This window comes from Vibrio sp. S/42/10, from assembly GCF_029890535.1.
GTDB lineage: Bacteria > Pseudomonadota > Gammaproteobacteria > Enterobacterales > Vibrionaceae > Vibrio > Vibrio cyclitrophicus.
Genome location: NZ_JAKMZC010000011.1, coordinates 1 through 26,798, shown reverse-complemented (window position 1 = coordinate 26,798; position 26,798 = coordinate 1). Strand labels below are relative to the sequence as shown.

Genomic DNA, 26,798 nt, shown 5'->3' with positions numbered 1-26,798 from the left:
AAAAGTAAGGTTTGAATATGAAAATCAGTGTTAAAGGACTGTTAATCGCTAGCTCATTACTGCTTCCTTCAATGGCTATGGCAAGCGACTGCTCTAGCCGTGGTGTGTTAGACGATCGATACTGTGATGAAAACCAAGATTTAGTGGCCGATTCACCAAAGAACCCAGATGAGTGGAACGACCCAAGTACGCTTGTGTTTACTTACACTCCGGTTGAAGACCCAGCATTATACAAAGACGCGTTCGCCGACTTCCAAGCTCACCTAAGTAAAATTACGGGTAAGCGGGTAATTTACTACACGGTGCACTCGAATTCTGCGCAAGTAGAAGCGATGCGTTCTGGTCGACTGCACGTTGCTGGTTTCTCTACGGGCCCGACAGGCTACGCAGTTAACCTAGCGGGTTATGTTCCTATCGCAGTAAAAGGCGATGAGTCTGGCTTCCAAGGCTATAACCTAATCACGATTGTGCGTAAAGATAGCGGCATTAATAAAATGTCTGATCTGAAAGGCAAAAAGGTTGCACACACTTCTGCATCTTCCAACTCTGGCAACCTAGCTCCACGAGCGCTATTCCCAGCGAAAGGTCTAGTGCCAGATGAAGACTACAAAGTGCTTTATTCCGGTAAGCATGACCAATCTATTTTAGGTGTCTTCAATGGAGACTATGATGCGGCACCTGTGGCATCAGATGTGTACGATCGAATGGTGGCAGCTGGTCGTGTCGACGATTCCGAACTGAAGATCATCTACCGCAGCCCACGCTTCCCAACTTCTGCTTTTGGATACGCTTACAATCTAAAACCAGAGCTAGTTGAGAAGATCAACGAAGCGTTCTTTAGCTACCGCTTTACGCCTGAAATGAGTGCATCATTCAAGGGCGCAGATCGTTTCTCGCCGATTAGCTACAAGGAAGAGTGGGGTGTTATTCGTGATATCGCACACGCAACTGGTACGGCTTACACTAAAGCTGGCCTAAAGAAACTGGCAGAGAAAGACGCAGCGAAACGTGCTAAGAAAAAAGCAGCAGAGCTAGCAAAACAAGCCAATAGCCAGTAATTCCCTCCGTTAATTAGTTAACTATTCAGCTTATTCACTGAGTAAGCTTATTTAAAATCTATGCCCTCATGGGTAGGGCATAGATCATTCTAAAATTCGCACAAGGAAATGCAGTATGGCCGTAGCAAGCTATGAAGGAATAAAGATAAATAACCTTTTTCATGAATACGTGGCAGGCAAGCCAATCCTTAAGGGCATTAACATCGATATCGATGAGCCGGGTATCATTGCCATCATTGGCCCGTCGGGTACTGGTAAAAGTACGCTTCTACGTTGTATCAACCGTCTTAACGATCCAAGTCAAGGCGAGATTATTTTTGATGGCGCCGATTTGACTCAATTAAAAGGACAAGCGTTACGTAGGCAGCGCCGTCATATAGGAATGGTTTTCCAAGAATATAACTTAGTTGAGCGTTTAACCGTTATCGAGAACGTGCTGAGTGGTCGTTTAGGTTACATGACAGCTTGGAATGCATGGCGTCGTAATTACTCTGCCCAAGACTTGGCAAAAGCTTTCGAGCTACTCGAGTTTGTTGGCTTACAAGACTTTGCAAACCAACGTGCCGATAGCTTATCGGGCGGGCAAAGACAGCGTGTTGGTATTGCTCGCGCCGTCATGCAAGACCCATATATCTTATTGGCGGATGAACCAACTTCATCACTCGACCCGAAAACCGCGGTTGAGATTATGGAGCTAATGGAAACCTTCGCCGAGCAGAAAAATATTCCTGTGTTGGTGAATATTCATGATGTGAACTTAGCCAAGCGTTATGCCAAGCGCATCATTGGTATGTGTAATGGTAAGGTGCATTACGATGGTAGCCCTGAAGGTATTTCAGAGGACGATCTTAAAATTATCTACGGGGGTGAATCATGGCTGGATTAAACCCAAGCTCATCAACAAGTGCATCTTCGTCAACGAGTTCATTTTCGAAGCATGAAAATCCGTTCAAAACTTCGTGGACGAACCGAGCAATCATCGCTGCAATTGTTGGGTATCTTTTTTATAGTTTCTCGACATTGGGACTGACCTTTGATCGTTTGATCATTGGGTTTGGTGAAAGTGAGCGGTTACTATCAAGAATGTTTCCACCTGATTTTTCGCGTACTAACCTTTTATTGAGCGGCTTAGCAGAAAGCTTACAGATTGCGATCATCTCTAGCTTTTTCGGTATCGTTATTTCACTGTTCCTTGGCTTACTTGCGGCGAGAAATATGATGCCCTCAATTGTCTCAACGCCAATCCGTTGTTTCATCGCACTGTGTCGTTCTTTTCATCCAGTGATTATTGCCATCTTGTTTGTAAAAGCGGTTGGTTTTGGCGCTCTCGCGGGGATTCTGACATTAGTATTCGCATCCATCGGTTTTATCGCCAAGCTTTTTGCAGAAGCGATTGAAGAGATCTCGTTCAAACCGGTTGAAGCAATTAAAGCAACAGGTGCGAGTTTCATTAGTGTCATCTTGTACGCGGTGATGCCTCAAGTATTCACTCGTTTCATTGGCTTTGCGAGTTACCAACTGGACTCAAATTTACGTAATTCAACCATGGTTGGCATCGTGGGGGCTGGAGGCCTAGGCGGTACGCTTTTCTCTGCATTCCAACGCTTTGATTACGACTTCGTCGCTGCTATTTTGATCACCATTATCGCACTGATTCTCGTTGGTGAATTTCTTTCCAATATTGTTAGGAGAATCTTCTAATGACAACTGCATCTATCGATAAAGAGTGGCAACGCTTTACACCAAATGAACGAGTAGCTCGATTTGCCGTTTACCTTAGCCTTGTGTGCGCAATTGTTTGGTCTTGGCAGACGGTTGAAGTGATACCTGAGTTTCTATACGACGCGCCTGCACAGTTTGCCGATATGTTTGAACGAATGGTCCCAATGGATTACGCGTTTTACCCTGAATCAATTCATGCGGCGATGATCGAAACATTACACATCGCGACGTTAGGTACCTTGTTTACCCTAGTGTTTGCGATTCCACTCGCGCTATTGAATGCACCAAACATTACGCCAAATAAAACGCTGAACTGGATTGCTCAGTTCTTTCTCGTGTCTTCACGTTCGGTGAATTCACTGGTGTGGGCATTGCTGTTTATTGCACTGTTTGGGCCTGGTGTCCTCGCAGGTATCATGGCAATTGCTATTCGTAGTATCGGCTTTGTAGGGAAGCTGTTGGCGGAAGCTATTGCTGAAGTGAACATGGGGCCGATTGAAGCTCTACGTGCAACGGGTGCTTCATGGATGAGTATCTTGCTCAAAGGTTATTGGCCACAAGTGATGCCAGCGTTTTACTCAATCGTATTGTTCCGTTGGGACATCAATGTACGTGAATCTGCGGTATTAGGTTTGGTGGGCGCTGGTGGTATAGGTGTGGTGCTAAATGATGCTCAGAACTTGTTTGAATGGCAAAAAGTGTCGATGGTATTAGTGAGTATCTTTGCGGTGGTTATCATCGCTGAAGCCGTGGTGATTCATATCCGTAACAAACTCATTTAACCCGATAGTTTTATGCGGTGCGCTCTGTGTACTGCATCAAAGTTAAGAGCTTATCTAGCATGTTGAAGCTCAAGCGACCCTAGGTACTTCGGTCTACCTAGCGGTCGTTTTTTTGCATCAAAAGATAAATAGGCTAGAGACATGAGTGTGTTTAGAAAACACAATGCTTAGCAAAGTCACCGGCTTCATTGGCTGTCCAGTCACCTTTAGGCTTCTCTTTCATATCAGTACACCAAGCTTCACTGCCGACTTCTGTACACGCCATTAGTTGTGTTGCTAGAAAAAGTATCAATGCGATTTTCTTCATAATTAACATTCCTTTGTTGTCTAAATTAGGGTTAAAGTTCTATTCTATAATTTCTATTAATACTACTTGTACTTAAATAGCAGCCAATGGCTTAAGCGAGTGAAAACTGTATGAGATCGGGTTAAGTTTGAGGTTAGAACGACAAAGTAGGTCTTGGTCTAAAGATCGAAAAAGCCAGCAAAAGGTGCTGGCTTTGAAATTCTTACTGAGCGTCTATTACTATTAATTAGTACGCTTCAACCACGTGAGTAATTATACCAGTTTCATCTCTTGGATGATGTCTGAAGCAATTTCTGGCTTCGTGCTCGTTGGTTTCTCGTGTAGATCTGCTTTTAATTGTCCCTTACGGTTACTTAGGCCTGCTTCCAGTTTCTTGAGTGCTGAAGCGATTGCTGGGTACATAACGTCATCTGTTGCTTTAGCTGATACACGTACACCTTCGTAGTTGGTGAATACTTCAACCTGATGATGACCGTGTTCTTTTGTAATGATGATGTCACAGCTAATCAGTGATGGGAAATGGCTAGATATCTTCTCGAATTTACTCTCGATGTCTTTACGTGACTCGTCGTTAATTGATACATGATGTGTTTGAACATTTACTTTCATAAATCATACCTTTCCAATGACTGTGTCATTTAAACGTAGCAAACATCGGACAGATTCACCAACTGAGAAAGTACACATGTGTGATTCACTTCAGTGTTATCAAATAATCTCTTGGTCGTCCCTTGAAAGTCAGATTAACTGATCGCATATTATGTTTCGTGTTTTCAATACATGTTCAAAAAAACTCCATCTTTGAATTATTGCTTTACGTCATTCTAGAAAACTAAATTTTATCGCCTTAGCAATCTATCAACCCAAAGACTTATTCTAGCTGGGTATCTATAAATTACTGAATATTTCATAGAGGTTCTCGTGCATTTAGACGTTACCCACACTGAAATAAATAATTGTACTTTGGTTGAATCGAGTACTGAAAAAGGCAACTGAAGTTGCCTTTTTATGGATAGATTGAATTCTATTGTAGGTTAGGATTTATTAAACTCGTAAGACGATGGAACCACGATCACACCTTTTTTTGACATATGAAAGCGCGCAGCATCCGCTCTACTGTCAATACCGATTTGAGTACCATCTGGTACTTTCACATGCTTGTCGATGATACAGTTTTGTATGTGACAGTTTTTCCCGATTTCAACATCTTCAAAAAGAATACTGTCAATCACAATGGCCGCGTTGTTGACTTTTACCTTAGGAAAGAAGATCGAATTCTGCGCTGAACCACCCTCTATCACCACACCATTTGCGATCATTGAGTTAATAAATATACCTTGATTACCTTCTACTGACGCTATGGTTCGCGCGGGCGGCAATTGAGGTTCGTAAGTTCGAATTGCCCAATCAGGTTGATATAAATCGATAGGAGAAACCGGTTTTAGTAAGTCCATATTGGCTTGGTAATAAGAGTCGAGTGTACCGACATCTCTCCAGTATGCATCTTGTGTGACTCTGCCTTCGGTATCTCCAAACTTGTAAGCATAAACGCTTTTCTCACCCACTAATTTAGGTATCACGTCTTTGCCAAAATCGTGGCTGGAGTCTGGATTTTCTGCGTCCGCCAATAGTGCTTGTGTTAACACTTCTTTATCGAAGATATAAATACCCATTGAAGCCATGCTTCGTGTTGGTCTTCCGGGTACGCATGCAGGGTAGCGTGGTTTTTCTGTGAAGTTACTTATTTGATGCGCTTCGTTAATTTCCATAACGCCAAACTCTTTGGCTTCGTCAATCGACACTTCCATACAAGCCACGGTTAAGTCGGCTTCATTCTGTTTATGTTGTTTGAGCATTGGCGCGTAGTCCATACGATATATATGGTCGCCTGACAACACCACCACATGCTTCGCTTCACTGCGAGAGAGCAAATACAAGTTTTGATAAATGGCGTCGGCCGTACCGCTGTACCAGCTATCACCTGTTCGCATTTGTGGGGGGACATTGGTGATGTATTCGCCAAGCTCGGGGTTAAGCACCGACCAACCATCTCGTAAATGTTTTTGTAAAGAGTGAGATTTGTATTGAGTCAGCACTAAAATTTGACGAAGCCCTGAGTGCAGGCAGTTCGCTAGAGTGAAATCGATGATTCGATATTTGCCACCAAATGGTACCGCAGGTTTTGCGCGATTATCGGTGAGGGGGGAAAGCCGAGAGCCAACACCGCCGGCCAGAACGATAGTTAGAGTGTCTTGCATGGTCAGAACCTTAATGTATTTATGATTATGTACATACACTTGCAAGCACCAAGCCAGATGTAACTCATTGAATATTAAGTGCGGTGTGAGAAAATAACATATGGTTGCACTAAATTGAGGCACACGTATGTTGGCTTGCTCTATTTTGATCCAAAAGATCTAAGTAAGGTTGAGACCTTGAATTTAATGGCATGACGCACGGAAAATCTGCATTACAAAATTGTCAATAAAATGAGGAAATAAAGTGATCAGGTCGATATAAATTTACATAAATAGTCACAAGTTTTCACAAATTGATTTCCATCAATAAAGTAGGGTTATTCTGTGCTACCTTGCACGCAAAATAAGAAATGATTACTCATTCACAATTAGAATAAGCCCTCAAAAGGAAATAATAATGAAAAAAACAGTATGTGGTATTGCGGTTATTGCGGCTCTTATGTCAACTAATGTGCTAGCTCATAAAGAAGGTGATTTCATCATCCGTGCAGGTGCTGCAACAGTATCTCCAAATGATAGCAGCGGCGCAGTGCTTAACAATCCAGACCTAGAGTTTTCAGTAGATTCAGATACTCAACTAGGCCTTACTTTCGGCTACATGTTCACTGACAACATCAGTTTTGAAGTGCTAGCGGCGAGCCCTTTCTCTCACAGCATTTCTGTTAATGGCTTAGGTAAAGTTGCTGACACTAAACACCTGCCGCCAACGTTTATGGTGCAGTACTACTTCGGTCAAGCGAACAGTGACTTCCGTCCTTATGTAGGCGCGGGTATCAACTACACGGTATTTTTTGATGAAAGTTTGAATGCCAACGGCAAAAACGCAGGCCTAACGGATGTGTCTTTAGATGACTCTTGGGGCTTGGCGGCAAACATTGGTATTGACTACATGATCAATGAAGACTGGTTCCTGAATGCTTCAGTTTGGTACGCAGATATAGGAACAACAGCAACATACAAGACTGCGACAGATACATTCAAAACTGACGTTGATATCGACCCATGGGTATTCATGATCGGTGGTGGTTACAACTTCTAACCCACCTATTCAGTTTACTAAAGGCGCTCAAGCATCAGCCAGCTTGGGCGTTTTTTTTGTTTATTCGCTAGCTAACTTTATTAATGAAAAATATTCCTCATTCGTAATAGATTGTTAATAAAACAGAAAGCCAACTGTCATATTCGGCTCCTATGATCTCGATTCTAATTATGGAGGATATATGAATCGTAAATTTAATAAGCTGGCTCTATTACTGCCTATCGCGGTAAGTTCTGCTCTGGTTGGGTGTTCTCAGTCAACTTCAACGTTGGTAACACCATCAACGACTGCAACATCATCTCAAACGTCACTTGATACTTTTAGCCTCCAATGCCAATCCATTCAACAACCGAACATGACAGATGCCACTCTTTCTGGAATTAGTTTGGTTGGTCGTGCTATTGCTGACGCCCCGTTTGATACTTCTGCAGCCGAAATCGTCAGCTACGATTCATGTACCGACAAGCTTTATGTGGTTAACGCTCAAGCACAAAAAGTTGATGTGCTATCGATGGACGCTGACAGCGCACCAACTTCTGAGGGCTCTATCGACCTTCAATCAGCCGCTGCGGCTTCTGGTATTAATATCGGTGCTGCGAACAGTGTATCTACTCATCAGGGTTTAGTTGCTGTCGCGATTGAAAACGCCGACAAGCAACAAAATGGCATCATTGCTCTGTATCGCTCAGACACGCTAGAGCTGATCACTACTTATACGGCTGGTGCATTACCGGACATGGTGAGCTTCTCGAAAGATGGTCACTATATTGCCTCTGCAAATGAAGGAGAGCCGAATTCGGATTACAGCATTGATCCTGAAGGCTCAGTGACACTGGTTGATTTAACCAATGGTCCTTTGCAAGCGAAAGTCACGCAGATTGATTTTAAGGCATTTAACCAAGGTCAGCCACGGTATGCAGAACTAACCGACAAGGTTCGAATCTCGGCGCCTAATGCAACCGTTGCTCAAGACCTTGAACCGGAATACCTAACGTTTGCTGATAACGGAAAGCTTTACGTAGCCCTGCAAGAGAACAATGCATTGGCAGCAATTGACGTGGCGAGTGCAGAAGTGGATGCGATTCTGGGATTAGGTGGAAAGCCTTGGGATACTGCTCAGTTGGATGCGTCAAATAAAGACAAAAACATAGGTAACCTACAAAGCTACGCAATGCTAGAAGGCCTTTACATGCCAGACAGCATCACCAGCTACAGTGTTGATGGTAACACCTACATTGTGACTGCAAACGAAGGCGACGGACGTGAATATGGCATCAAGACGACGCAACAATTGTGTGACGACAAAGGCTTTGAGTGGGATGGTGATGACTATCAAGGCACCGAAAACTACACCACAGAAAAAGATTTTTGTATTGCTTATGTCGATGAAGTGCGTGGCAAGAAGCTAGACGTTGACGCGAACCACCCATTGGCTGGGGCACTCAAAGACAATAAGCAACTTGCTCGTCTTAAAGTGATTAAGCCACAAGAGACACTTGCTGCTGACCAAAAGGTTCAAGCATTCGGTAGCCGTTCTTTCTCTATCTGGGATGAGTCAGGCGAGTTAGTGTTTGATAGCGGTGATGATTTCGCTCGAATCGTTCTTGAGCAAGATCCTGCAAACTTCAACAGCACCAACGATAACAACCAAAGTGGTGACGATCGCAGTGATGATAAAGGGGTAGAGCCTGAAGCTATCGAAGTGGCTGAGGTTAACGGCAAGCAGTATGCTTTTATTGGACTTGAGCGCCAAGGTGGCGTCATGGTTTACGACGTAACGCAGCCTAAGAACGCAAGTTTCATCAGCTACTTGAACAACCGCGATTTTACTCAACCTGTATGCACAAAGGTTGATGAAGACGGTGATTGCGACAACGAGACTTACAACTCGAAAGCGGGTGACCTAGGCCCAGAGTCAATCAAGTATTTCACTCGCTCTGGTAACCACTTTATTGCGGTTGGCAACGAAGTGAGTGGTAGCACGTCAGTTTATCGCGTTGAGTTTTAATCACGGTTACTGCTTGTAGCTAGACTCAATAAAAATAAAAGCGCCACTACTGAATCAGTAGTGGCGCTTTTTATTTATGCATCACAAATATATGCGTGATAATTAACTTCTATGGTTGTTGCTTAGTTGGCGCTAGAGCAATTTCACGGATACAAACGTTCTGTGGTTGCTGGTAAGCGAATGATACCGCGCGAGCAATATCGTCAGCTGCCAGTACGCCGCCCATGTCTTCTTTCCAAGAATCGTAACCGTCTTTGATCTCTTGAGAGGTAGTGTGCGACAGAAGCTCAGTCTCTACAGCACCTGGTGCGATAGTCGTAACACGAACATTTGAAGCCGCAACTTCTTCACGAACGTTCTCAGAAATAGCGTGTACCGCGAATTTAGTACCACAGTAAGCTGCGTGGCTTGGGAATGTTTTCTTACCCGCGATAGAGCTGATGTTGATGATAGTACCTGTGTTGCGTTCCATCATCGGAGCAAGTACAGACTGCATGCCGTTTAGAAGACCAATTACGTTCACATCGAACATTGTCTTCCACTCTTGTGCGTCTTGCGTATCGATTTGACCAAGAAGCATTGCACCAGCGTTGTTGATAAGTGCATCTACAGGGCCAAATTTCTCTTCACCTTGTGCGATTGCTGCATCAAAAGACGCTTTGTCTGTTACGTCTACTTTCACTGATAGTGAGTTTGGTAGGTTCAGCGCTTCAAGGCGGTCAACACGACGAGCTAAAAGTAGCAGAGGGTGACCTTCATCGCTTAGACGACGAGCGATTGCTTCACCAATACCAGAGCTTGCACCTGTAATTACGATTAGTTTTTTCATTTTATTTCCTCTGTACTTTTATTGCGTCGGTTGGCTACGACGTGTTGTTTAAGTGCATTCGAATCAAGTGCTTGTTGCCTTGCTTCGTTGCGATGGAGGTATATTAAGAAAAATAGCATTGTTGATATATAGCGCTTTACTTGAAACACTGTTGCTGTGGTGCAACAATAAAGGTGTTCACTTTATAGCGTCATAACTCTATAGCTTCATCACTTTTTAATTTCACAAGTAAACTGGCGGCCATGCTCAATCAAATTAACCTGTCTGATATTCGTTCTTTCGTGCTTATCGCTCGTTTAGGTAACTTCACTAAAGCAGCGGAGGAGCTTGATGTGTCACGCTCCCATGTATCACGCCAAGTGAGTAGCCTGGAAAAACAGATGGGTGTGACACTGTTTATCCGCACCACTCGAACCTTAAGGCTGACTCACGCAGGGCAAGATCTGTACGCGAGATGTGAACAAGCCTTAGATAATATAGACCAAGCTCTGATTGCTGCGGTTGATGATGTCGAAGAAGTGCGTGGCGACATAAAAGTAAACTGTGTCGGCGGTTATCTTGGTGAGGTGATCATCGCGGATCTAGTGAATGAGTTTATGCAGCTTTACCCAGACATCAGTATTAGCCTTGATTTCAGCAGTAACCGAGTCGACCTGATTGAAGACGCTTTCGATATCGCTTTTCGCATGGGGAGCTTAGAAGACGCGGGCTTTATCGCAAGAAAGCTTTTGGACATTGAGATGGGAACACTCGCTAGCCCAGAGTACTTTGCTCGAAAAGGAAAGCCTAGTCACCCTAAAGATCTGATCCATCATGATTGCTTAACGGGCTCGGTGCGTAAGTGGAGCTTTCAAGCGCTAGATGACACCAAGAAAACGGTCGATGTGCATGTGACGGGCAGACTGCAATGTAAAAATGGGCGAGTGTTGGTGCAGGGCGCGAAGTCGGGCAACGGAATTATTCGTGTGCCAACCATCTATTGCTTACAAGAACTGAACGACGGGCAATTGCTGCAAGTGTTTGAAGAATGGGTAGTGCCTAAGGTCGACTTTTCAGCGATCTACCATCGAGACCGCTATCAACCAAGTCGAATTAGAACCTTTATTGATTTTGTGAAAGGCCGTTTTGAGCAAATGCCAGTCAGCTAAATGGCGCGGCCTACCTTCCTCTTTCTTTTAGCAATAGTTGGACAGGCTTGGGCTTACATCTCGTCGATTTCGTTTTGTAGGTTTTCCAGCTGGTCTAGAATCAACAAGAACTTCTCGCCGAACGGCGTCACTTGGTATTCAACTCTTGGTGGCAGTTCGTTGAACATTTGCTTATCTAAAATCCCAAACTCTACATTTCGCTTCAAACATTCATTCAATACCTTGGTCGATAGCCCTTCTACTGAGCGCACCATTTCACCGGGGCGATTAATGCCATTTGCCAGTAATTGGTAAACCGTTAGCGACCATTTACAGCCATAGATGGTTTCCACCATGCGAGCTGAACGCTCTGGTGCTGATTTTCTTGAAAAAAAGTTTTCCTGATTTTTCATAAAGATGTACCAATAAGTACCTACCTAACCGATTTGTACTTACTATTCATAGTGTTAGTTCAAGGCCTAAGATTACCACGTTCACATGACTTAGGAGATAACAAAATGAACTTCACTAAAAATGGTATTGCAGTAGTAATCGGCGGCACGAGTGGCATGGGATTTGAAACAGCGAAGCAATTAGTCGCTCAAAACATTCATGTGTTGGTTGTCGGCAATAACCCAACTAAGTTAGATAAAGCAGTGTCAGAATTGCAATCGTTAGGTCACGCTTCAGGTTGGCAAGCTAACCTTTATGATGATGCGAGTGTGTCTCGCCTTATTGAACACCTTGAGTCGTTAGATGAAGGTATTGGTTACCTTGTTAATGCTGCAGGTTATTTCAACCCTAAAGCGTTTATTGAGCACCAAGAATCTGATTACGAGCAATATATGAAGCTGAATAAAGCAACCTTCTTCATCACTCAAGCGATAAGCAAATTGATGATCAAGAACGGCGGTGGCAATGTGGTTAACGTTGGTTCTATGTGGGGTAAGCAAGCAATCAAAGCGACGCCATCTTCTGCCTATTCAATGGCTAAAGCTGGCCTGCACGCATTAACACAACACATGGCAATGGAACTGGCTGAGCATAACATTCGCGTGAATGCCGTGTCTCCGGCTGTGGTTAAAACGCCAATTTACGAATCATTCATTAAACCAGAAGAAGTGGACCAAGCACTAGAAGGTTTTAATGCGTTCCACCCAATTGGTCGAGTAGGTTTGCCGAAGGACATCGCTAATAGTATCTCTTTCTTACTGTCAGACAGTGCTGATTGGGTAACGGGTGCAGTCTGGGATGTTGATGGCGGTGTGATTGCTGGTCGCAATTAATTAGGATTCTTTTTAGGTGGCTGTCGCGTAGGCAAAATAGCAGCGAGATGGCCTCCTTGATGAGTATTCGCGTAGAATAGAAACTAGAAAGACAACAATAATAATTAAAACGATAACAAGAGTAAGGTCGCCATTATGTTCAACATGGACTTTTCAAAGAAACTGGTTATTGAAACCGAATCATTAGATTGGATTGCAAGCCCTGCCAAAGGGGTATGGCGTAAGCCGCTAGAAAGAGAAGAGAAAGAATCGGGCCACACGACCAGTGTGGTGAAGTACGATCCTGAATCTTCGTTTTCTGAGCATCCGCATCCGCAAGGCGAAGAGATCTTCGTGTTAGACGGTGTATTCTCTGATGAAACAGGAGACTTCCCTGCAGGCACTTATATCCGTAATCCGCCGGGCAGCGCGCACTCCCCATCAAGCAAAAATGGCTGTACGATCTTGGTTAAGCTTAATCAGTTTGATGCGAGAGACTTAACTCAAGTTCGTATCAATACGCTAGAAACGGAATGGCTTGCAGGTATCGGCGGTTTACAAGTGATGCCACTGCATGAATTCGAACACGAGCATGTCGCTTTAGTTAAGTGGCCTGTTGGTGAACGTTTTCAGCCGCATCGTCACTTTGGCGGTGAAGAGATCTTTGTGTTGTCTGGCACCTTTAAAGATGAACATGGCGAGTATCCAAAACACACATGGATGCGCAGCCCTCATATGAGCGAGCATTTTCCATATGTGGAAGAAGAGACCGTTATCCTCGTGAAAACGGGGCACTTGCCATTGGATTAGAGGAATGCTCCATATAAAGATGAAAAAGCCGCATTGCTTTGAGCAATCGGCTTTTTCAATTTTCACATATGGGCAGACTAGTAAGCGACACCAATACGTTGACGCGGGAACTTGCCAGCTTCTAGTTCATCAATCATCGCAATAGCGTAATCGCTGACGGATATTTTGCTGTTGCCATCTTCGTCGGTGAGCAGTTGATCACCACCAGTGCGGTAGGTTGATAGCTTATCGCCCGGGAAGATTTCTGCTGCAGGGCTAATGAACGTCCAGTTAACTTCGTTATCAGATTGTCTGAACACTTCAAGCGCTTCGCCCTGTGCTAGCGCTTCGTTTTTGTAATCCGCAGGGAAGTCAGGAACAGTAACTAACGGAATGTTTGGCGCCACTTCTAATGAGCCTGCACCGCCAACCCAAAGTAGGCGCTCGATACCAATGCTCGGTAATGTTTCCAGCAATTTAGTCGCAGTGTTTTTTACGATGTCGTGATTGCCCAAAGCACGTCCGCCAATCGAAGTGATTACTGCATCAACGCCGGATAGTGCGCTTGCTAGATTTGCGGCTTCATCTTGTAAATCAAATGAACGAACTTCAACACCTTTGGTTTCTACTTTGCTTGCATCTCTTACTACAGCAACTACGTCGTGACCACGAGATTGAGCTTCTTGAGCGATGTGACTACCAATCCAACCTGATGCGCCTAATACTGCAATTTTCATAATGTCTCTCCAATTATCGAATTTATTGAGTCGTTTTCTCGACAGCCATTGCAGTCTAATAGCTTACTGGGTTGCGATAAATATCGTAAAATGATGTAGATTGTATCTATATGGTTATCTAATTGGCTTGTTAGGTGGTACAACTTGAATCAAACCGGATAATCAGTAAAAAGTTGGGAGTGTGTTATGGATAGGTTGACGGCGATGCGTAGTTTTGTCGAAGTGGCAAATTGTGCCAGCTTTACGCAAGCGGCAGAGCATTTGGATATGAGCCGTTTACAGGTATCGCGCCACGTTCAAGAGATAGAAGCGTGGCTAAAGCAAAGACTTTTGCATAGAACAACTCGAAAGGTGAGTTTGACGGCGGCAGGGGAAATCGCATTACAACGCTGTGAAAAAATACTTCATGAGACCGCAGAGCTAGAGGTTACTGCGCTTAATCAAACCGATGATCTTTCCGGGACAATTCGAATCGCAGCGCCTATTGGGCTGACTCAAAACATGTTATTAGATGTGGTCGAGCAGTTCACTGAACGCCACCCTAATATTATGGTCGAACTTTTTGCTTCGGATCGTTTTACTCAGTTGGTAGATGAGCGAATTGATATTGCCCTTCGATATACCGATCAACCTGATGAAAACTTAATTGCCAGAAAGCTGATGGAAATCGACTCGGTTGTGTGTGCATCTGCTGCTTATATAGACAAGCATGGAGAACCTAAAACGATTGAAGAACTTCGACAACATAATTGCTTTCGCCACCTTAGTGTGACTAAATGGGATTTCGTGAAAGATAACCAACATTATTCAGTTGAGGTGTCTGGGACCATTAAAGCCAACGATGTTGAGGTGTTAACCCGAGCCGCACAGCATGGAAAAGGGATCGTACGCCTCCCATGCGATCTAGCGAATCCATTGATTGCTGATGGTAAATTACAAAAGGTGTTAGGGGGTTTTGTTTCACCGAGTAGTATACTTTGGGCGGTGTATCTATCACGCAGCTATCAACTCCCTGTTGTTCGTCAGTTTATTGATTTTGCTGCAGAAGCTTGGTCTAGCGATATTAAATCTGAGGATGTTTGAGGTTATATATCCTAAGTACACAAGGCATAAACATATAAATACAAAAATCCGATATCAAAGGTGATATCGGATTTGAACTCAATAATTCAGAGTTCCAGCACGCTCTCCTCTCACGAAGTCTTTACATGTAATGATGTACGGATAATCGGGTGTCTATCGCCTTTTCGTTGATGTCAGGTAAAGGTCGATACAAGCTTCTGGTTATGTCCGTCAATACTTGGTCGTATACTTTTGAAACGACGGTTGATATATCGCTTGTCAATTCGTACATGGTATCTGCCGGTTGAGTTGCTTCGGTGCTTGATGCGATCTCAGTGAGTGCATGCATCGCACGTGTACAAATCGGTGAGCCGCTACTGATAGGGCAGATCATTGATAATTGATTGAGCTTACGGTGTGTCTGAGATGCATAGAACTTGAATCTCGCATACTCTTCAGGTTTTTCCATATCAGGTATGCACATTCGTAGTTTGGTCAGGATTTCCATGCAATCCAAGATTTGTTGCCAATTCATATGGTATTCACTACTCATGTCTTCTCGTTCAGATTGAATCAGCCATATGATCATGACTTCATCCATCAAGAACATGCTGTGACGAATCGTCTTGCCGTGAATTGATTGGTTACGTACCAAAGTTCGGTTTTGCCAGTCACTGTGCATGGCGATGAGCTTGAGGTGATAGATGCGATACATAGGACGGCTATCGAACGACACATGAGATTGAAGCAGTTCAGATACTTCAAGTATGTTGTCGTAAATCTCATTCACTTTACGAATCGAGTCGCTAGACAACTTATAAGCAAGAGCGTAGTGTGTTGCGGCGCGATGTTTACGTGATAACAACAGTAGCTCTCTGAGTAGAACTAAAGTTTCAAACCTATGTGATAGCGCTGTCTGTCTCTTTTTTGAAAAGTGAAACAGTGCAGCAAGCACTGCAATCGATAAACTCACTGAAATAACTACAAACATATTCAACTCCTAATATTTGCATACCTACTTAGTGGTAGTGCAGACACCGTGCCAAAATAAATAAATCTTATATTTCAATTGCTTATGTTTTATCGGTAATTATGGGTGATCAATATTGGTGCATAAGGTCACCAATTGAGTGAAAACGTTTCAGTTATTGCGGTAATTTTTGAGAGGTTAAACTTATTGATTTGGTGTGTTTTAATACAAGGCTTTGTCATTAATCACACTCAATGCGCAGCATGTTTTAGGACAAGATACAGAAACGAAAAGGCCTCACTCTTTATATGCTTTTAACTAGAAATAGCAATAAGTAGTGAGGCCTTTCAATATTCATTCTGACGTTTGTATCTATTTTGATGATTGCTGACCGTCAGTATTGAGAGTTAACGATTAAACGTTATGCAAGCTTAAGGTCGAACTCGGTGCGGTACATCACCATATCTTCAATGGTCAGTACTGGCATGTTGTGCATTTTACCGAAAGCAACGATCTCTGGCGCTTTTGCCATCGTGCCGTCTGGATTGGTTACTTCACACAGTACGCCTGCTGATTGAAGACCTGCCATTTGCATAAGATCCACAGTGCCCTCTGTGTGACCGCGGCGTGCAAGTACGCCACCTTTACGCGCACGTAACGGAAATACGTGGCCTGGGCGAGCAAGATCAGTAGGCTTAGCTGTTGGGTTTGCAGCCGTTTTGATCGTTGTTACACGGTCAGCGGCAGAAACACCTGTTGTTACACCCACTTTTGCTTCGATAGTTACGGTAAACGCAGTTTGGTTTGCGCTGTTGTTATCAACAACCATAGGTGGAAGTTCAAGTTGATTTGCTTGCTCGTCGGTTAGACACAGGCACACAATGCCGCTGCATTCGCGGATCATAAGCGCCATTTGAGCATTGGTTAGGTGTTCTACTGAGTAGATGATGTCGCCTTCGTTCTCGCGATCTTCATCATCGAGTAAAAGTACGCCACGACCTTCGCGTAGAGCTTGCAGTGCGTTTTCAACGCGAGTGATTGGTTCGCCAAATTCGGAAAGTAGTGAAGACTGATTCATGGTTAAACTCCTAAAATATCACCAGAATCAGGGCTGTATGAGGGATCTCAACCGAGCACAACAAAGCCAACTCATTACAAGTAGGCTTGTACCAATCGTACTATGATTGGCTTTAGCTCATTATGGTTTTATCCAAAACGAAATGCACCCGCCTAAGTTGGAGGTACGAACCCAATTCACGCGGGTGTGCCTTTCCAACTTAAACGAGTGTGTTTTCATTCTCTCTCATCCGGACTATGACCGTCGGCTCTGGCATCTCACCAGATCTGCTGACCTCGACGAATCGAGCGCTCGCGGGCTTATCTTTAGATTTTGCTAAGGACATACCGCCGGTGGGGAATTTCGCCCCGCCCTGAGAATAAAAATTAATAATCTGTTTTGCTTTTGAAAGCAGACCAGATGGTAATCCTTTCAATACTGGATTTAAAGGACTGACAGCAAAGTTTTTAAGATTCTGGTCGTATAACCCGGTAAGTGTTCACTTTATCAGCAGAACGCGTCAGGCCGTCTTTAGTGGTCTTTGCTGTCTCTATGAACATAAGTGGATGTTGAATGTTATTGGTGTTGGCGTGGCTGTTCACCGAATCAATACTCGATAGGTCTATTAATCGAATATCGTTACACCATGACGGTTGACTGACCGTTTTGACATAAAATTGATATTGGTGATGCTAAGCTGCGATAGCATCCGACCACTTCATCTAAAAGATCTTAGCCATGACTTCTCTGTTCTCTAACAAATCCAAAGGCTTATTGCTGCTCGTTCTAAGTTTGTATTCTCTCATACCTTTTTTGATCTTTGGATCGGACTTTGACCTTGGAAGTGCGGTTTTGCCTTTCTATGGCGCCTTCATGACGTTCGTGACGTACTCAGCAGGTAACCAAGGATTCTTGGTAACGCTAGCTGTTTTGTCTCTGGTATTGCTCGCGATGAAATTTTCCAAAGCTAAGATAGCCAGCCTTTGTCTGCAGCTTGGCCTGTTGTTGGTTCTTAGCTTTGCAGCGAAAACCTTCTTAAAGCATTCAACAGAAAGCCCTCGTCCTTATTCTGAGTATTTGGTGACGCAAGAAGTCGTTGAAATGCCCGAAGTGTTTTATGAACAGCCACTAATGGAAAAGAACGCAGCAATTGCATCTGTGCAAGATGAGGTGAGTGAGTGGCGAACGCGTCACTGGCTGGGTGAAACGGACTACTCTTTCCCATCTGGACACATGATTTTCGTCGGTGTGTGTTTGGCGTTCTTCGGTGGATTGTTTTTAGAAGCGAAGCGTTTTTATTTGGTAGGTGGTTTACTGGTTTGGGCTGGTGGTGTCGCTTACAGCCGAGTTTGGCTTGGCATGCATCGCCCAGAAGACTTAGCCGGATCTATTGCCTTTGCAGGTTTGATCTATTTATTGGTGCCGCTTATCTCAGAGCAAAAAATAGAACGCTATTTACCTGTATTTTTGAAATAGACTTCTTAGGGATTCTGCCTCACTGTAAAAGAAGGGCTCAGATTAGCAATACGAAATAAACGTTATTGATTGAGCCCTAGCTCTGCTTGTTTCTTTTTGGTTAGCCCCAATGAGACAACTCGGTGTGATTCAGTGAGGTAATATCTCAGTTCCTCATCCCTTTCTGATGTGCTTTCAAAAAGCTGAATCCACTTCATTCCGCGCGAAGCAAAGTAGGGCGCGGGTTTATATCCCTGCTCTTCTTTGAGAAAATCGAAATTCTGATCGGATGTCTTGAAGATAAACGCAGGCTCATCTTTCGGTCCCCAACCACCAATCGAAAACACCTTGCCACCCACTTTCCAAACGTGCGAGTTATTCCACTGCATCACATAACTGGTTGCAGGTAGTGACTCGCAGAATGCGTTGAATTCATCGTAAGTCATAGAATGTCCTTTTTATCGCTAAGGGGCTTGATCTGTGTTGATTCTCTAAGAATTTTCTTCTTCCCGTCTTTATCGCCACTCACTAGCCCACTAGCCCCTGCCAGATTGCCGTAAAGCCACTGATAGAACATAGCAGCAATGAACCAATGCGTATCTTCTCTTTAGGGATGCTTTGTGTCGTCATCAATGCCACCTTGTAACCCAACCAAGCTGCTGGCAGTAAAGGGATGGTTATGATCAAATGGTGCATGGTGAAGAAGCCAATCGGGATCTGTACCAGTAACGAGATGATCGAACTAAACACGAAAAACGCAGAAAGGTTACCACGAAGCTGATTGGCATCTTGGTGTTGTAGCAGCAGTGCCATCGGTGGACCACCAATACCCGAACTGGTGCCAAAGAACCCAGAAAAGAACCCCGCAATACCCATCTTAGTTGGGGTTGGTTCGAGTCTAAAGGGCAGTAGGCTAACAATCACGGCAAATACGACCAATAAGCCCAACCATAATGACAACACGCTCGTTGAAACCATCACCAACAAAGCTCCGCCTGCCAGTGAACCCGGAATGCGGCCCAGCAATGCGATTTTTAATCCGCCAATAGAAATATTCGCTCGATGTTTAAAAGCGTTAAATATAGAAATGAATAGGCCAACGAGACAGATAGGCGCAGGTACATAGTCTGGAGAGACCAAAAACAGCAGTGGGGCTGCCACTATAGCCAAACCAAAGCCGATTGCGGTTTGCACAAACGAGCCGACAAAAATGAGTGCCATTGCTATAAGGACAGTCTGATCGATGTATTCCATAAGCCTGCGGATTAGTTTTAAAGGATCGGGTGGGTACTATAAATTAAAACGAAAATAATAGTCTTATTATTCAGTGATGTTTATGTAAATATCGACCGTTTTCATCGTTGATATAACGTGCAACGAAAAAGAGAGTGGATACCTCAAGATGTTACCCTTCAATAATCACTCTCTTTATTGGAATGACTGTTAGTTTTTCGCTGATGGGGGTGTCAGCATAAAACGTTAAGCCATTGCCAATTTCAGTCGTTCAATGGGTTTGTCATTGATGGGTAAATGAATAAGTGCTGCTGCAAACGCCAGTACTACCGTTGACCACCAGATTGGCTCGTAAGAACCGTAGTAATCGTAAATACGACCGCCAACCCAAGCGCCTAGGAAGCTACCTACTTGGTGAGTAAAGAACACCAAACCGTACAACGTCGACAGGTAACGAGCACCGAAGATCTGACGAACTAAGCCAGAAGTTAGCGGAACCGTACCCAACCAACAAAAACCAATCGCCGCACCGAAGATAGCCGCGGTTGACTCAGTAACAGGCAAAGTGACAAACGCTCCGATAACCACGGTACGCACTAAGTACAGTGCCGACATTACATGACGCTTGCTGAACTTATCGCCCATTACACCCCAGAAGTAAGACCCGAAGATGTTGAAGATGCCAACGTAAGCCAGTGCCATTGCTGCGCTGCTCGCCGGTAGGTCTTTGTCTGCTAAGTAGCTAGGTAAGTGCGTTGCTATAAACATTACATGGAAACCACACACGAAGAAGCCTGCGTGAATTAACCAGTAACCTTTATGAGCAAATGCTTCAGACATTGCTTCTTTCAGAGTTTGGTTCTCTTCTGCTTGCGCTTGTTTGTTTGAGGCTACTTTAGGCGCTCGCATAAACAGGGCAAAAGCGATCATGAAACAACACAGCACGCCAAACACTTGCATTGCACTCTGCCAATCAAATTCGTTCAGCATGTATTGCGCGCCCGGAATCACCGCGAACATACCAAATGAACCAGCAGCAGTGGTTAAGCCAAACGCTTTAGCCGAATGCTCTGCAGGTACTACTTTGGCTACCGCGCCTAACACGATTACATAACTTGTCGCACTTAACCCAAGGCCAACCAGTGCACCCAGTGAAACGTAAAGCATGCTCGATTCGGTAGAAATTGAGGTAAGAAGTAAACCCAAACCGTAAGCACATGCGCCTGCAATAATGATGCGTCTTGCTCCCCATTTGTCAGCGGCCATACCAACAAAAGGCTGGAACACGCCGAACAAAAGGTTTTGTAGAGCAACCGCGAAGCTGAAAAACTCTCGACCCGTGCCGAAATGCTCTGAAATTGGCATCATGAAAATGCCGAATGATTGTCTGATCCCTAGACTGATAATAAGTGTGCCTATCCCAAGCCATACCAGTAAAGGAAAACGGAAAATGCTCATTCTAATACTCTTAAATTAATGGTGGTGTGAGTGGTCTTGCTCTGACATGGGTTGTTCAGTCATATCATGGTGATGTTCGTGCCCGGAGTGCTCATGCGCTGACTGCTGGTGGCAGCCACTGCTCACGGCATGCTGAGCCAAAAGATCAATCAATGGGTGACTGTGATGCACAATAACCAAACTAATGACGAGAAATAGCATCATCCTGGCCAATTGGGCAAAAAGAGATTGTGAAAACATAAGGTGTTTACATTAGCTCACTGTTGTAAGAGGCCGCGCATCATAATGACGAGTGGTTAATGTATCAAATGACTATTTGTGATTTATTTTATGCGTTTTATGCATAGATTTATTCGTCGTGAGTATTCGAGCGAAATATGACCAGTAAATAGAAAAAACGGATGTTCGCGGGTTAATCTATAAAATCCTGAGATTCAGAATAAAAGATCAAAATAGAGAGTTTAAGTTATTGCTTTATATTGGTTTTCACAAAGCTGTAAAAACTAATATACAAACTAATCACTAACCAACATCGTTAGTTCACTCGACTTATTTGTTAAACATCGTAAATTTGGGCGTAAATCGTTTCAAAACTACTGAAACGCGATGTTAAAAGATTCAGGGAGAGTCATTCACATGGATAAAGATCATAACTTTCGCGAAAACTTACTGGCACTGATCTTAGGTAGCGCACTGGTTTCACTCGGCGTTATCTTTTTCAATCAGGTCGGTTTGCTCACTGGAGGCACGGCTGGTTTAGCAATTTTCATTACCAAAGTAACTGACTTAAGCTTTGGCCAAGTGTTCTTTGCACTCAACTTACCTTTCTATATTTTGTCGGTTGCTCGTATGGGCTGGCGTTTCACCGTCAATACCTTTATTGCCGTTTCGATTGTTTCGTTCGCTGTGGATCACTTGTATCACGTGATTCAAATTGCCGAAATTCATGCATTGTATGCTGCGTTATTGGGTGGTGGCCTAATTGGTACCGGTATGCTGGTGATTTTCCGTCATAAGATGAGTTTAGGTGGCTTCAACATTTTGGCGTTATTCTTACAAGAACGTTTTGGTATTCGAGCGGGCAAAGTTCAGATGGCGTTAGACTGTACGATTGTAGTGCTTTCACTGTTTATTGTTGACGTGTCACTGGTTCTATTGTCTGTGCTTGGTGCGATAGTCACCAACTTGATTCTAGCGATGAACCATAAGCCTGGGCGCTATCAACCGGTCGTCAAAGCGGAAGCAGCGTAGTAAGTGGAAGCAGAGTAGTTAGGTTCGCTCAAGCACTAGGTTAGCTTAAGCAAAGTGATTTGCAGATTATAAAAACAACAAAGCCAGCATCAATTGCTGGCTTTGTTCTATTTCAATGCAACGATTAACAGTTGTTGCAATCGTTGTCTGGCTTGAGTTCGCAATCAATCACATTGCCTTGTTGATCAAGTGACAGGTTACAGCACTCTTCAAACAGGTTCTTAAGATCCCAACGACTTTTCTGAACGCGAGACTTAACCGTTGAGTAGCTGACGTTTTGCGCCTCTGCGATCTCTTTCTGGCTTTGGCCTTTGATGTCGACAGCAAGCAGTAACGATGAGCTTTGTTCTGGCAGTACCTGAATAAAAGGTTCAATACACAATGAGAGCTTTTGTTTGAACTCAGAGTCGTGGTCTAAATCGGTAAACCACAGATCTTCAGCATCAATTTGGCTATCACGTTGTTGGCGTGCATGCTTACGGTAGAAGTCGATAATCGTGTGATTGGCTAATTGGAATAGCCACGACTTTACGTTGCTCGCATCTTGTACCTTATCTAAGTTCTGATAAGTCTTAATCAAGATATCTTGAAGCAAGTCGTCTACATCCGCAGAGTTGTTGACCTTGGAATACAGGAATGACTTTAACGCTTGCTGATATTCAGCCCAAACCTGTTCTAAGTCCAAAGATGCCCTATTCAAAGGTGCCTTAGTTGCACTGTTCATTTACGCAACACTCGTCTTGTAAGAAATCAATCACGCCTTCTAGACATTCATACTCCGCCACGCAGAATAACGTTCTTCCTTCTCGTCTTTGGCTGATTAAACCCGCAGACGCCAAGCTTGATATGTGATGAGACAAGGTAGAACCGGGAATGCCTAGTTCTTCTTGTAGGCCGCCAACTGCAATGCCTTGGTAGCCAGCTTTAACAACACTTTTATAAATGGTTAGGCGAACAGGGTGGCCCAACTCTTTAAGTGCTTTCGCAACGACTTCTAAGTTCATATTAACCCCTCAAGTTTTAATTTCGATGTTAGTCGAAATATAAGAACAATTCAAATTTAAAAACTGTGGCTATGTAAGTCATTGGAAAATAGTGTTTTTCAAAATTTATTTCGATATTTATCGAAATAAACCTTGAACTGTAGCTGTTTATTTCTATAATTCGAGAATATTCGAAATTAAGGGTTGGTTACTTTCCTCATAGAGTCCCGCCTTAAATCCAGTTTGGAGTTATTATGAGCAATGAAATGTTAACAATGCTAAAAGACGCACTTGATATGTTCGCTTTCTTAGCAGTAGAGCTAATCATCCTTTTTTTGGCGATCAGCTACATTGTTGGGATTCTGCAAGAGTTTCTTACGCCAGAAAAGATTCAATCTATCTTGAGCTCACGTAACGGTAAGGGCTATGTGGTTGCTGCACTATTGGGTGCGATTACGCCTTTCTGTTCATGTTCGACGATTCCTTTCCTAAAAGGATTGCTGCGTGCAAGAGCAGGTTTTGGTCCAATGATGGTGTTCCTATTCGGTAGCCCACTCTTGAACCCGGTGATCATTGGCTTGTTCGTGATTACGTTCGGCTGGCAAGTGGCTGTGTTCTACTTCTTAGTAGCAATGACGGTATCGGTAGTCGCAGGTTACGCACTTGAGAAGCTTGGCTTTGAGCGTTACGTAAAACCTGAAGCGTATGAATCGTCAGGTTCAGCTTCAAGCTGTGGGACTAGCTGTGATGACTCTGCCCCTAAGAAAGCAGTACCTGTTAAAGCGGAATCTTCATGTGGTACAAGTGCATGTGGTGAGCCTGCGCCTGTAATGGCAAAAGAGACATCTTGCTGCGATTCGAAAAAAGAAGAACCACAAGTGACTGTGTCAGGCTGCTCAACGGATGGAAGCGCGACGGCTGAAATCGTAGAGAAGAAAGAACCTAGCCGTTGGATGAGAATTTGGTTCTCAACTTGGAAAGACTTCAAACAAGTATTCCCTTATCTAATGATGGGTATCGCGATTGGTTCATTCATCTACGGCTTCATTCCTACAGACCTCATTGCACAGTACGCTGGTGAAGGTATGTGGTATGCGATTCCAGTAGCAGCCGTGATTGGTATTCCACTGTACATTCGTGCTGAAGCGGTAATCCCACTAAGTGCAGCTTTAGTACAAAAAGGTATGGCGTTGGGTTCAGTAATGGCATTGATCATTGGTAGTGCAGGCGCAAGTTTAACGGAAGTTATCCTGCTTAAATCAATCTTTAAGAATCAAATGATTGCAGCATTCCTATTCGTTATCCTAAGCATGGCGATGGGTGCCGGCTTCCTATACAGCTTCATCTTTGGTTAATCAGGCCTGATTTCGAGATAACACCATCGATACTGAGAGGTAAATAAGCAAAAGAGCTCAACTAAGTGAGCTCTTTTTTTGTTTAGATAATTAGCTAGGAGGTTAGAAACCGCGAATATCAAGCTCATTGTTGATCAACACTACACACTGAGAAGCGAACAGCATGTTCGGACCTAAACTGATTTTCTCTGTTCCTAAACGCTTTAAGCTGTTGTAGCTTTTCTTTGGCATAGGGATGTGGTCAGTTAGAAGGAAACATGGGTTTTCCGCAATCTCTGCATCACGGATAATGTCGCCTTTCTTATCCATCATGTACAGCTGGTGGTCTTCGGCCAATTCTTTGACCAACTTTTCAAAGCTCATGGTACGGACAGTGATGCCCGGTTCTACCTGACGTGTCTGTTCTTTTGTCATGCCTTGAGAAGCGTCAACCGCTCTTACTACCGCAGATAACAGTGCAGATTCATGAAAGCCACCAATGTTGGTGATTTCATTTGAATCGAATGTAATGGTACGTGAAAAGTCTTTAGTACTCTCTAGCACAAGGTGCACGGTGACATTCTCACGGTGAGATTGAGCAACGAAGATCGTGTTCATCAGAGTATGAGCCAGAATCTCGGTATGAGCGTCTTGCCCAACACCTTCTAAGATAAGTTTACTCTCTGTAGGGGCTGCGCGAGCGCGTAATACAAATGAACGCATGGAATGTACCTTGTCAGTATGTGATAAAGCTAAACGGACTTTATCAACATGAATTTATGAATAACCAAAATTGTGGCGGTATGTAACTCTTTTCTATTAATGAAGTCAAATAGAGTTGCTTATAGCGCCAACCAGAAGAACTCTGCGTATTAAATAGAGAATGACCACATTACAAGATGGTAAGGGTTGAAGCGACCCAATGTTTACGTAGATAGTATGCGCAAATTATTAGGTGACTTACTTAAGGAAGTAGTCGATGAAGTTACAGAAAATCAATAAAGAAGAATATAGAAAGAAGATGAACCTGCTGTTGGTTTCGTTAGTTGGGTCACTCGCCTTGTTTGCTATCGTATTCGGTAGCATTCTGATTGAACTTTTTGGTTCAGATGGGTCCGCTAGTGGGGAAGCGACAGGCAATTTCCATTTGAATGTACTCGGGGTGATTTTATCAGTCGCATTGAATGCGTTTATTGCGAGTCGTGTGAAAGGGCATGATTACTTTAAAGAGGCGCTTTATGTGTGGAACCTTAAACAAGTTCACAATCAAATCTATCGTAAGCTTAAGCGTATTCAACTAAAAGCTGAGCAAGGCGATCGAGAAGCATTAATTATCCTTTACTTCTATTACACTACGCAAAAACAGGTATACGACCTAGATAACAATACATTGACGATAAAAACGGTTCAGCAATCGCTAGATAACATAGTGGAGCTAAGTGAAAAGTGGAGTATTGAACTGGATATAGAGGCATTTTCGAAAGATCTAGTCGCAAAATTCTAAGTTATATGCTCTTGATTGTATGAGCTTTAACCTGTGAAAGCGGGTTTTGACGTAAAAGTAGCCGCTTAAGCTACTTTTTTGAATTTTTATCAAAAAAGGGGTTGCCATGTTTTCGATGATCTCTATAATGCCGCCTCACTGACACGGTAGACGCCACAAGGCTTCAGCAGTAATCAGTAAGACGGAAAGTTCGAAAGAAATTAATTTTAAAAAGTGTTTGACACTTAAGATTAAATCGCTAGAATTCACGTCCGCTTTCAATGGTTTCTTTGTAAAAAGAAAGTTTCGATAAGCAAAGCTCTTTAAAAATTTAAACCTATCAATCTGTGTGGGCACTCGTTGATGAATATCAAAACGTTTTATCCTTTGGATAAAACAGTTACTTCGGTAACACAATGATTTCAATGAACTGAGTGACCAATACAAAATTAAGTTTACTTAATTTTGGCACAGTCAATTCATTACCATTCTGTTCCTATTTATTTAAGAAGAGAGGGGTAATAGCTTTAGAATTACATGTTCATCAATCTTTTTCGAAAGAGCAATGAATATTAGTTTTGAAGTCAGTAT

Annotated in this window: 29 protein-coding genes and 1 riboswitch; of the genes, 14 read left to right on the top strand and 15 right to left on the bottom strand. The window is 43.5% G+C overall.

All coding sequences use genetic code 11. The annotated features are described in order from the left end of the window. Positions 1–17 precede the first annotated feature (17 nt). The 4 genes from phnD to phnE (L8S15_RS13165) all read left to right on the top strand — a co-directional run bounded on the left by phnD (position 18) and on the right by phnE (L8S15_RS13165) (position 3,562). Entirely contained in the window at positions 18–1,058 is a 1,041-nt protein-coding gene (gene phnD, locus L8S15_RS13180) for a phosphate/phosphite/phosphonate ABC transporter substrate-binding protein (RefSeq protein ID WP_010433011.1), read from the top strand. A 115-nt stretch (positions 1,059–1,173) separates the two neighbouring features. Beyond that, positions 1,174–1,944, top strand: coding sequence for a phosphonate ABC transporter ATP-binding protein (gene phnC / locus L8S15_RS13175; RefSeq protein WP_010433014.1), 771 nt, complete (start codon positions 1,174–1,176; stop codon positions 1,942–1,944). Continuing rightward, complete coding sequence (gene phnE, locus L8S15_RS13170) at positions 1,932–2,759, top strand: phosphonate ABC transporter, permease protein PhnE (protein WP_010433017.1); 828 nt, start codon at positions 1,932–1,934, stop codon at positions 2,757–2,759. Before phnC ends, phnE (L8S15_RS13170) begins: the two co-directional genes overlap by 13 nt. Continuing rightward, positions 2,759–3,562, top strand: coding sequence for a phosphonate ABC transporter, permease protein PhnE (phnE, locus tag L8S15_RS13165; protein WP_010433019.1), 804 nt, complete (start codon positions 2,759–2,761; stop codon positions 3,560–3,562). The genes phnE (L8S15_RS13170) and phnE (L8S15_RS13165) overlap by 1 nt, the downstream gene beginning before the upstream one ends. 151 nt (positions 3,563–3,713) lie before the next feature. Here phnE (L8S15_RS13165) and L8S15_RS13160 read toward each other — a convergent pair whose 3' ends face one another. The 3 genes from L8S15_RS13160 to glgC form a co-directional block, all read right to left on the bottom strand. Then, positions 3,714–3,869, bottom strand: coding sequence for a DUF3012 domain-containing protein (locus L8S15_RS13160; protein WP_004732998.1), 156 nt, complete (start codon positions 3,867–3,869; stop codon positions 3,714–3,716). Between the two features lie 252 nt (positions 3,870–4,121). Next, positions 4,122–4,478: a ribosome-associated translation inhibitor RaiA gene (gene raiA, locus L8S15_RS13155; RefSeq protein WP_010433026.1), complete on the bottom strand. Its 357-nt coding sequence runs from the start codon at positions 4,476–4,478 to the stop codon at positions 4,122–4,124. A gap of 425 nt (positions 4,479–4,903) precedes the next feature. Next, a complete protein-coding gene (glgC, locus tag L8S15_RS13150) occupies positions 4,904–6,127 on the bottom strand; it encodes a glucose-1-phosphate adenylyltransferase (protein ID WP_010433030.1) in 1,224 nt (407 codons plus the stop codon). Between the two features lie 397 nt (positions 6,128–6,524). Here glgC and ompW point away from each other — a divergent pair, with 397 nt between their 5' ends. Both ompW and L8S15_RS13140 read left to right on the top strand, forming a co-directional pair. Then, entirely contained in the window at positions 6,525–7,166 is a 642-nt protein-coding gene (ompW, locus tag L8S15_RS13145) for an outer membrane protein OmpW (protein ID WP_010433032.1), read from the top strand. Between the two features lie 181 nt (positions 7,167–7,347). Further along, positions 7,348–9,174 (top strand): choice-of-anchor I family protein, encoded by a 1,827-nt coding sequence (locus tag L8S15_RS13140; protein WP_280573470.1) that lies wholly within the window; start codon positions 7,348–7,350, stop codon positions 9,172–9,174. A 109-nt stretch (positions 9,175–9,283) separates the two neighbouring features. On the opposite strand, the gene L8S15_RS13135 is transcribed toward L8S15_RS13140, so the two are convergent. Then, positions 9,284–10,003, bottom strand: a complete 720-nt coding sequence (locus L8S15_RS13135) for an SDR family oxidoreductase (RefSeq protein WP_004733012.1) — start codon at positions 10,001–10,003, stop codon at positions 9,284–9,286. A gap of 242 nt (positions 10,004–10,245) precedes the next feature. On the opposite strand from L8S15_RS13135, the gene L8S15_RS13130 reads away from it, so the two are divergent. Beyond that, positions 10,246–11,151: a LysR family transcriptional regulator gene (locus L8S15_RS13130; protein ID WP_004733015.1), complete on the top strand. Its 906-nt coding sequence runs from the start codon at positions 10,246–10,248 to the stop codon at positions 11,149–11,151. Between the two features lie 53 nt (positions 11,152–11,204). On the opposite strand, the gene L8S15_RS13125 is transcribed toward L8S15_RS13130, so the two are convergent. After that, on the bottom strand, positions 11,205–11,543 hold the full coding sequence (locus L8S15_RS13125) for a helix-turn-helix domain-containing protein (RefSeq protein ID WP_004733017.1): 339 nt from the start codon (positions 11,541–11,543) through the stop codon (positions 11,205–11,207). 105 nt (positions 11,544–11,648) lie between these two features. Between L8S15_RS13125 and L8S15_RS13120 the strand changes: the two genes are divergently transcribed. Both L8S15_RS13120 and L8S15_RS13115 read left to right on the top strand, forming a co-directional pair. Beyond that, the gene (locus L8S15_RS13120; protein ID WP_016793360.1) at positions 11,649–12,416 is read left to right on the top strand and encodes an SDR family oxidoreductase; all 768 of its coding nucleotides are present in this window, start codon (positions 11,649–11,651) and stop codon (positions 12,414–12,416) included. Between the two features lie 135 nt (positions 12,417–12,551). Beyond that, positions 12,552–13,205 (top strand): cupin domain-containing protein, encoded by a 654-nt coding sequence (locus tag L8S15_RS13115; RefSeq protein WP_016790114.1) that lies wholly within the window; start codon positions 12,552–12,554, stop codon positions 13,203–13,205. A 77-nt stretch (positions 13,206–13,282) separates the two neighbouring features. On the opposite strand, the gene L8S15_RS13110 is transcribed toward L8S15_RS13115, so the two are convergent. Next, positions 13,283–13,921, bottom strand: coding sequence for an NAD(P)-dependent oxidoreductase (locus L8S15_RS13110; RefSeq protein ID WP_016790115.1), 639 nt, complete (start codon positions 13,919–13,921; stop codon positions 13,283–13,285). A 186-nt stretch (positions 13,922–14,107) separates the two neighbouring features. On the opposite strand from L8S15_RS13110, the gene L8S15_RS13105 reads away from it, so the two are divergent. Next, on the top strand, positions 14,108–15,004 hold the full coding sequence (locus L8S15_RS13105) for a LysR family transcriptional regulator (protein ID WP_016767020.1): 897 nt from the start codon (positions 14,108–14,110) through the stop codon (positions 15,002–15,004). A 121-nt stretch (positions 15,005–15,125) separates the two neighbouring features. Here the strand turns inward: L8S15_RS13105 and L8S15_RS13100 are convergent, their stop codons facing one another. Continuing rightward, complete coding sequence (locus L8S15_RS13100) at positions 15,126–15,974, bottom strand: hypothetical protein (RefSeq protein WP_280573465.1); 849 nt, start codon at positions 15,972–15,974, stop codon at positions 15,126–15,128. Positions 15,975–16,374: 400 nt separating this feature from the next. Next, complete coding sequence (gene ribB, locus L8S15_RS13095) at positions 16,375–17,031, bottom strand: 3,4-dihydroxy-2-butanone-4-phosphate synthase (protein ID WP_016792706.1); 657 nt, start codon at positions 17,029–17,031, stop codon at positions 16,375–16,377. A 213-nt stretch (positions 17,032–17,244) separates the two neighbouring features. Further along, a riboswitch (FMN riboswitch) is annotated at positions 17,245–17,395 on the bottom strand. 353 nt (positions 17,396–17,748) lie between these two features. On the opposite strand from ribB, the gene L8S15_RS13090 reads away from it, so the two are divergent. After that, entirely contained in the window at positions 17,749–18,486 is a 738-nt protein-coding gene (locus L8S15_RS13090; protein ID WP_280573462.1) for a phosphatase PAP2 family protein, read from the top strand. Between the two features lie 62 nt (positions 18,487–18,548). On the opposite strand, the gene L8S15_RS13085 is transcribed toward L8S15_RS13090, so the two are convergent. From L8S15_RS13085 to L8S15_RS13070, 4 genes are all read right to left on the bottom strand, one after another. Then, positions 18,549–18,911, bottom strand: a complete 363-nt coding sequence (locus L8S15_RS13085) for an MmcQ/YjbR family DNA-binding protein (RefSeq protein ID WP_010433062.1) — start codon at positions 18,909–18,911, stop codon at positions 18,549–18,551. An 82-nt stretch (positions 18,912–18,993) separates the two neighbouring features. After that, positions 18,994–19,719 (bottom strand): sulfite exporter TauE/SafE family protein, encoded by a 726-nt coding sequence (locus L8S15_RS13080; protein ID WP_171343509.1) that lies wholly within the window; start codon positions 19,717–19,719, stop codon positions 18,994–18,996. Positions 19,720–19,944: 225 nt separating this feature from the next. After that, positions 19,945–21,156: an MFS transporter gene (locus L8S15_RS13075; protein WP_046208989.1), complete on the bottom strand. Its 1,212-nt coding sequence runs from the start codon at positions 21,154–21,156 to the stop codon at positions 19,945–19,947. Between the two features lie 15 nt (positions 21,157–21,171). Next, positions 21,172–21,396: a hypothetical protein gene (locus L8S15_RS13070; RefSeq protein ID WP_080659652.1), complete on the bottom strand. Its 225-nt coding sequence runs from the start codon at positions 21,394–21,396 to the stop codon at positions 21,172–21,174. Positions 21,397–21,792: 396 nt separating this feature from the next. Here L8S15_RS13070 and L8S15_RS13065 point away from each other — a divergent pair, with 396 nt between their 5' ends. Next, positions 21,793–22,407 (top strand): YitT family protein, encoded by a 615-nt coding sequence (locus tag L8S15_RS13065; protein WP_010433071.1) that lies wholly within the window; start codon positions 21,793–21,795, stop codon positions 22,405–22,407. A gap of 124 nt (positions 22,408–22,531) precedes the next feature. On the opposite strand, the gene sigZ is transcribed toward L8S15_RS13065, so the two are convergent. Together sigZ and L8S15_RS13055 are read right to left on the bottom strand one after the other, a co-directional pair. Further along, complete coding sequence (gene sigZ, locus L8S15_RS13060) at positions 22,532–23,131, bottom strand: RNA polymerase sigma factor SigZ (protein WP_010433074.1); 600 nt, start codon at positions 23,129–23,131, stop codon at positions 22,532–22,534. Then, entirely contained in the window at positions 23,115–23,411 is a 297-nt protein-coding gene (locus tag L8S15_RS13055; protein WP_010433077.1) for a metalloregulator ArsR/SmtB family transcription factor, read from the bottom strand. The genes sigZ and L8S15_RS13055 overlap by 17 nt, the downstream gene beginning before the upstream one ends. A 233-nt stretch (positions 23,412–23,644) precedes the next feature. Here L8S15_RS13055 and L8S15_RS13050 point away from each other — a divergent pair, with 233 nt between their 5' ends. After that, positions 23,645–24,745 (top strand): permease, encoded by a 1,101-nt coding sequence (locus tag L8S15_RS13050; protein WP_010433080.1) that lies wholly within the window; start codon positions 23,645–23,647, stop codon positions 24,743–24,745. Positions 24,746–24,847: 102 nt separating this feature from the next. On the opposite strand, the gene trmY is transcribed toward L8S15_RS13050, so the two are convergent. After that, on the bottom strand, positions 24,848–25,447 hold the full coding sequence (gene trmY / locus L8S15_RS13045) for a tRNA (pseudouridine(54)-N(1))-methyltransferase TrmY (protein WP_016795829.1): 600 nt from the start codon (positions 25,445–25,447) through the stop codon (positions 24,848–24,850). A 256-nt stretch (positions 25,448–25,703) separates the two neighbouring features. Here trmY and L8S15_RS13040 point away from each other — a divergent pair, with 256 nt between their 5' ends. Then, complete coding sequence (locus L8S15_RS13040) at positions 25,704–26,228, top strand: DUF3087 family protein (protein ID WP_280573448.1); 525 nt, start codon at positions 25,704–25,706, stop codon at positions 26,226–26,228. The last annotated feature ends 570 nt before the right edge of the window (positions 26,229–26,798 follow it).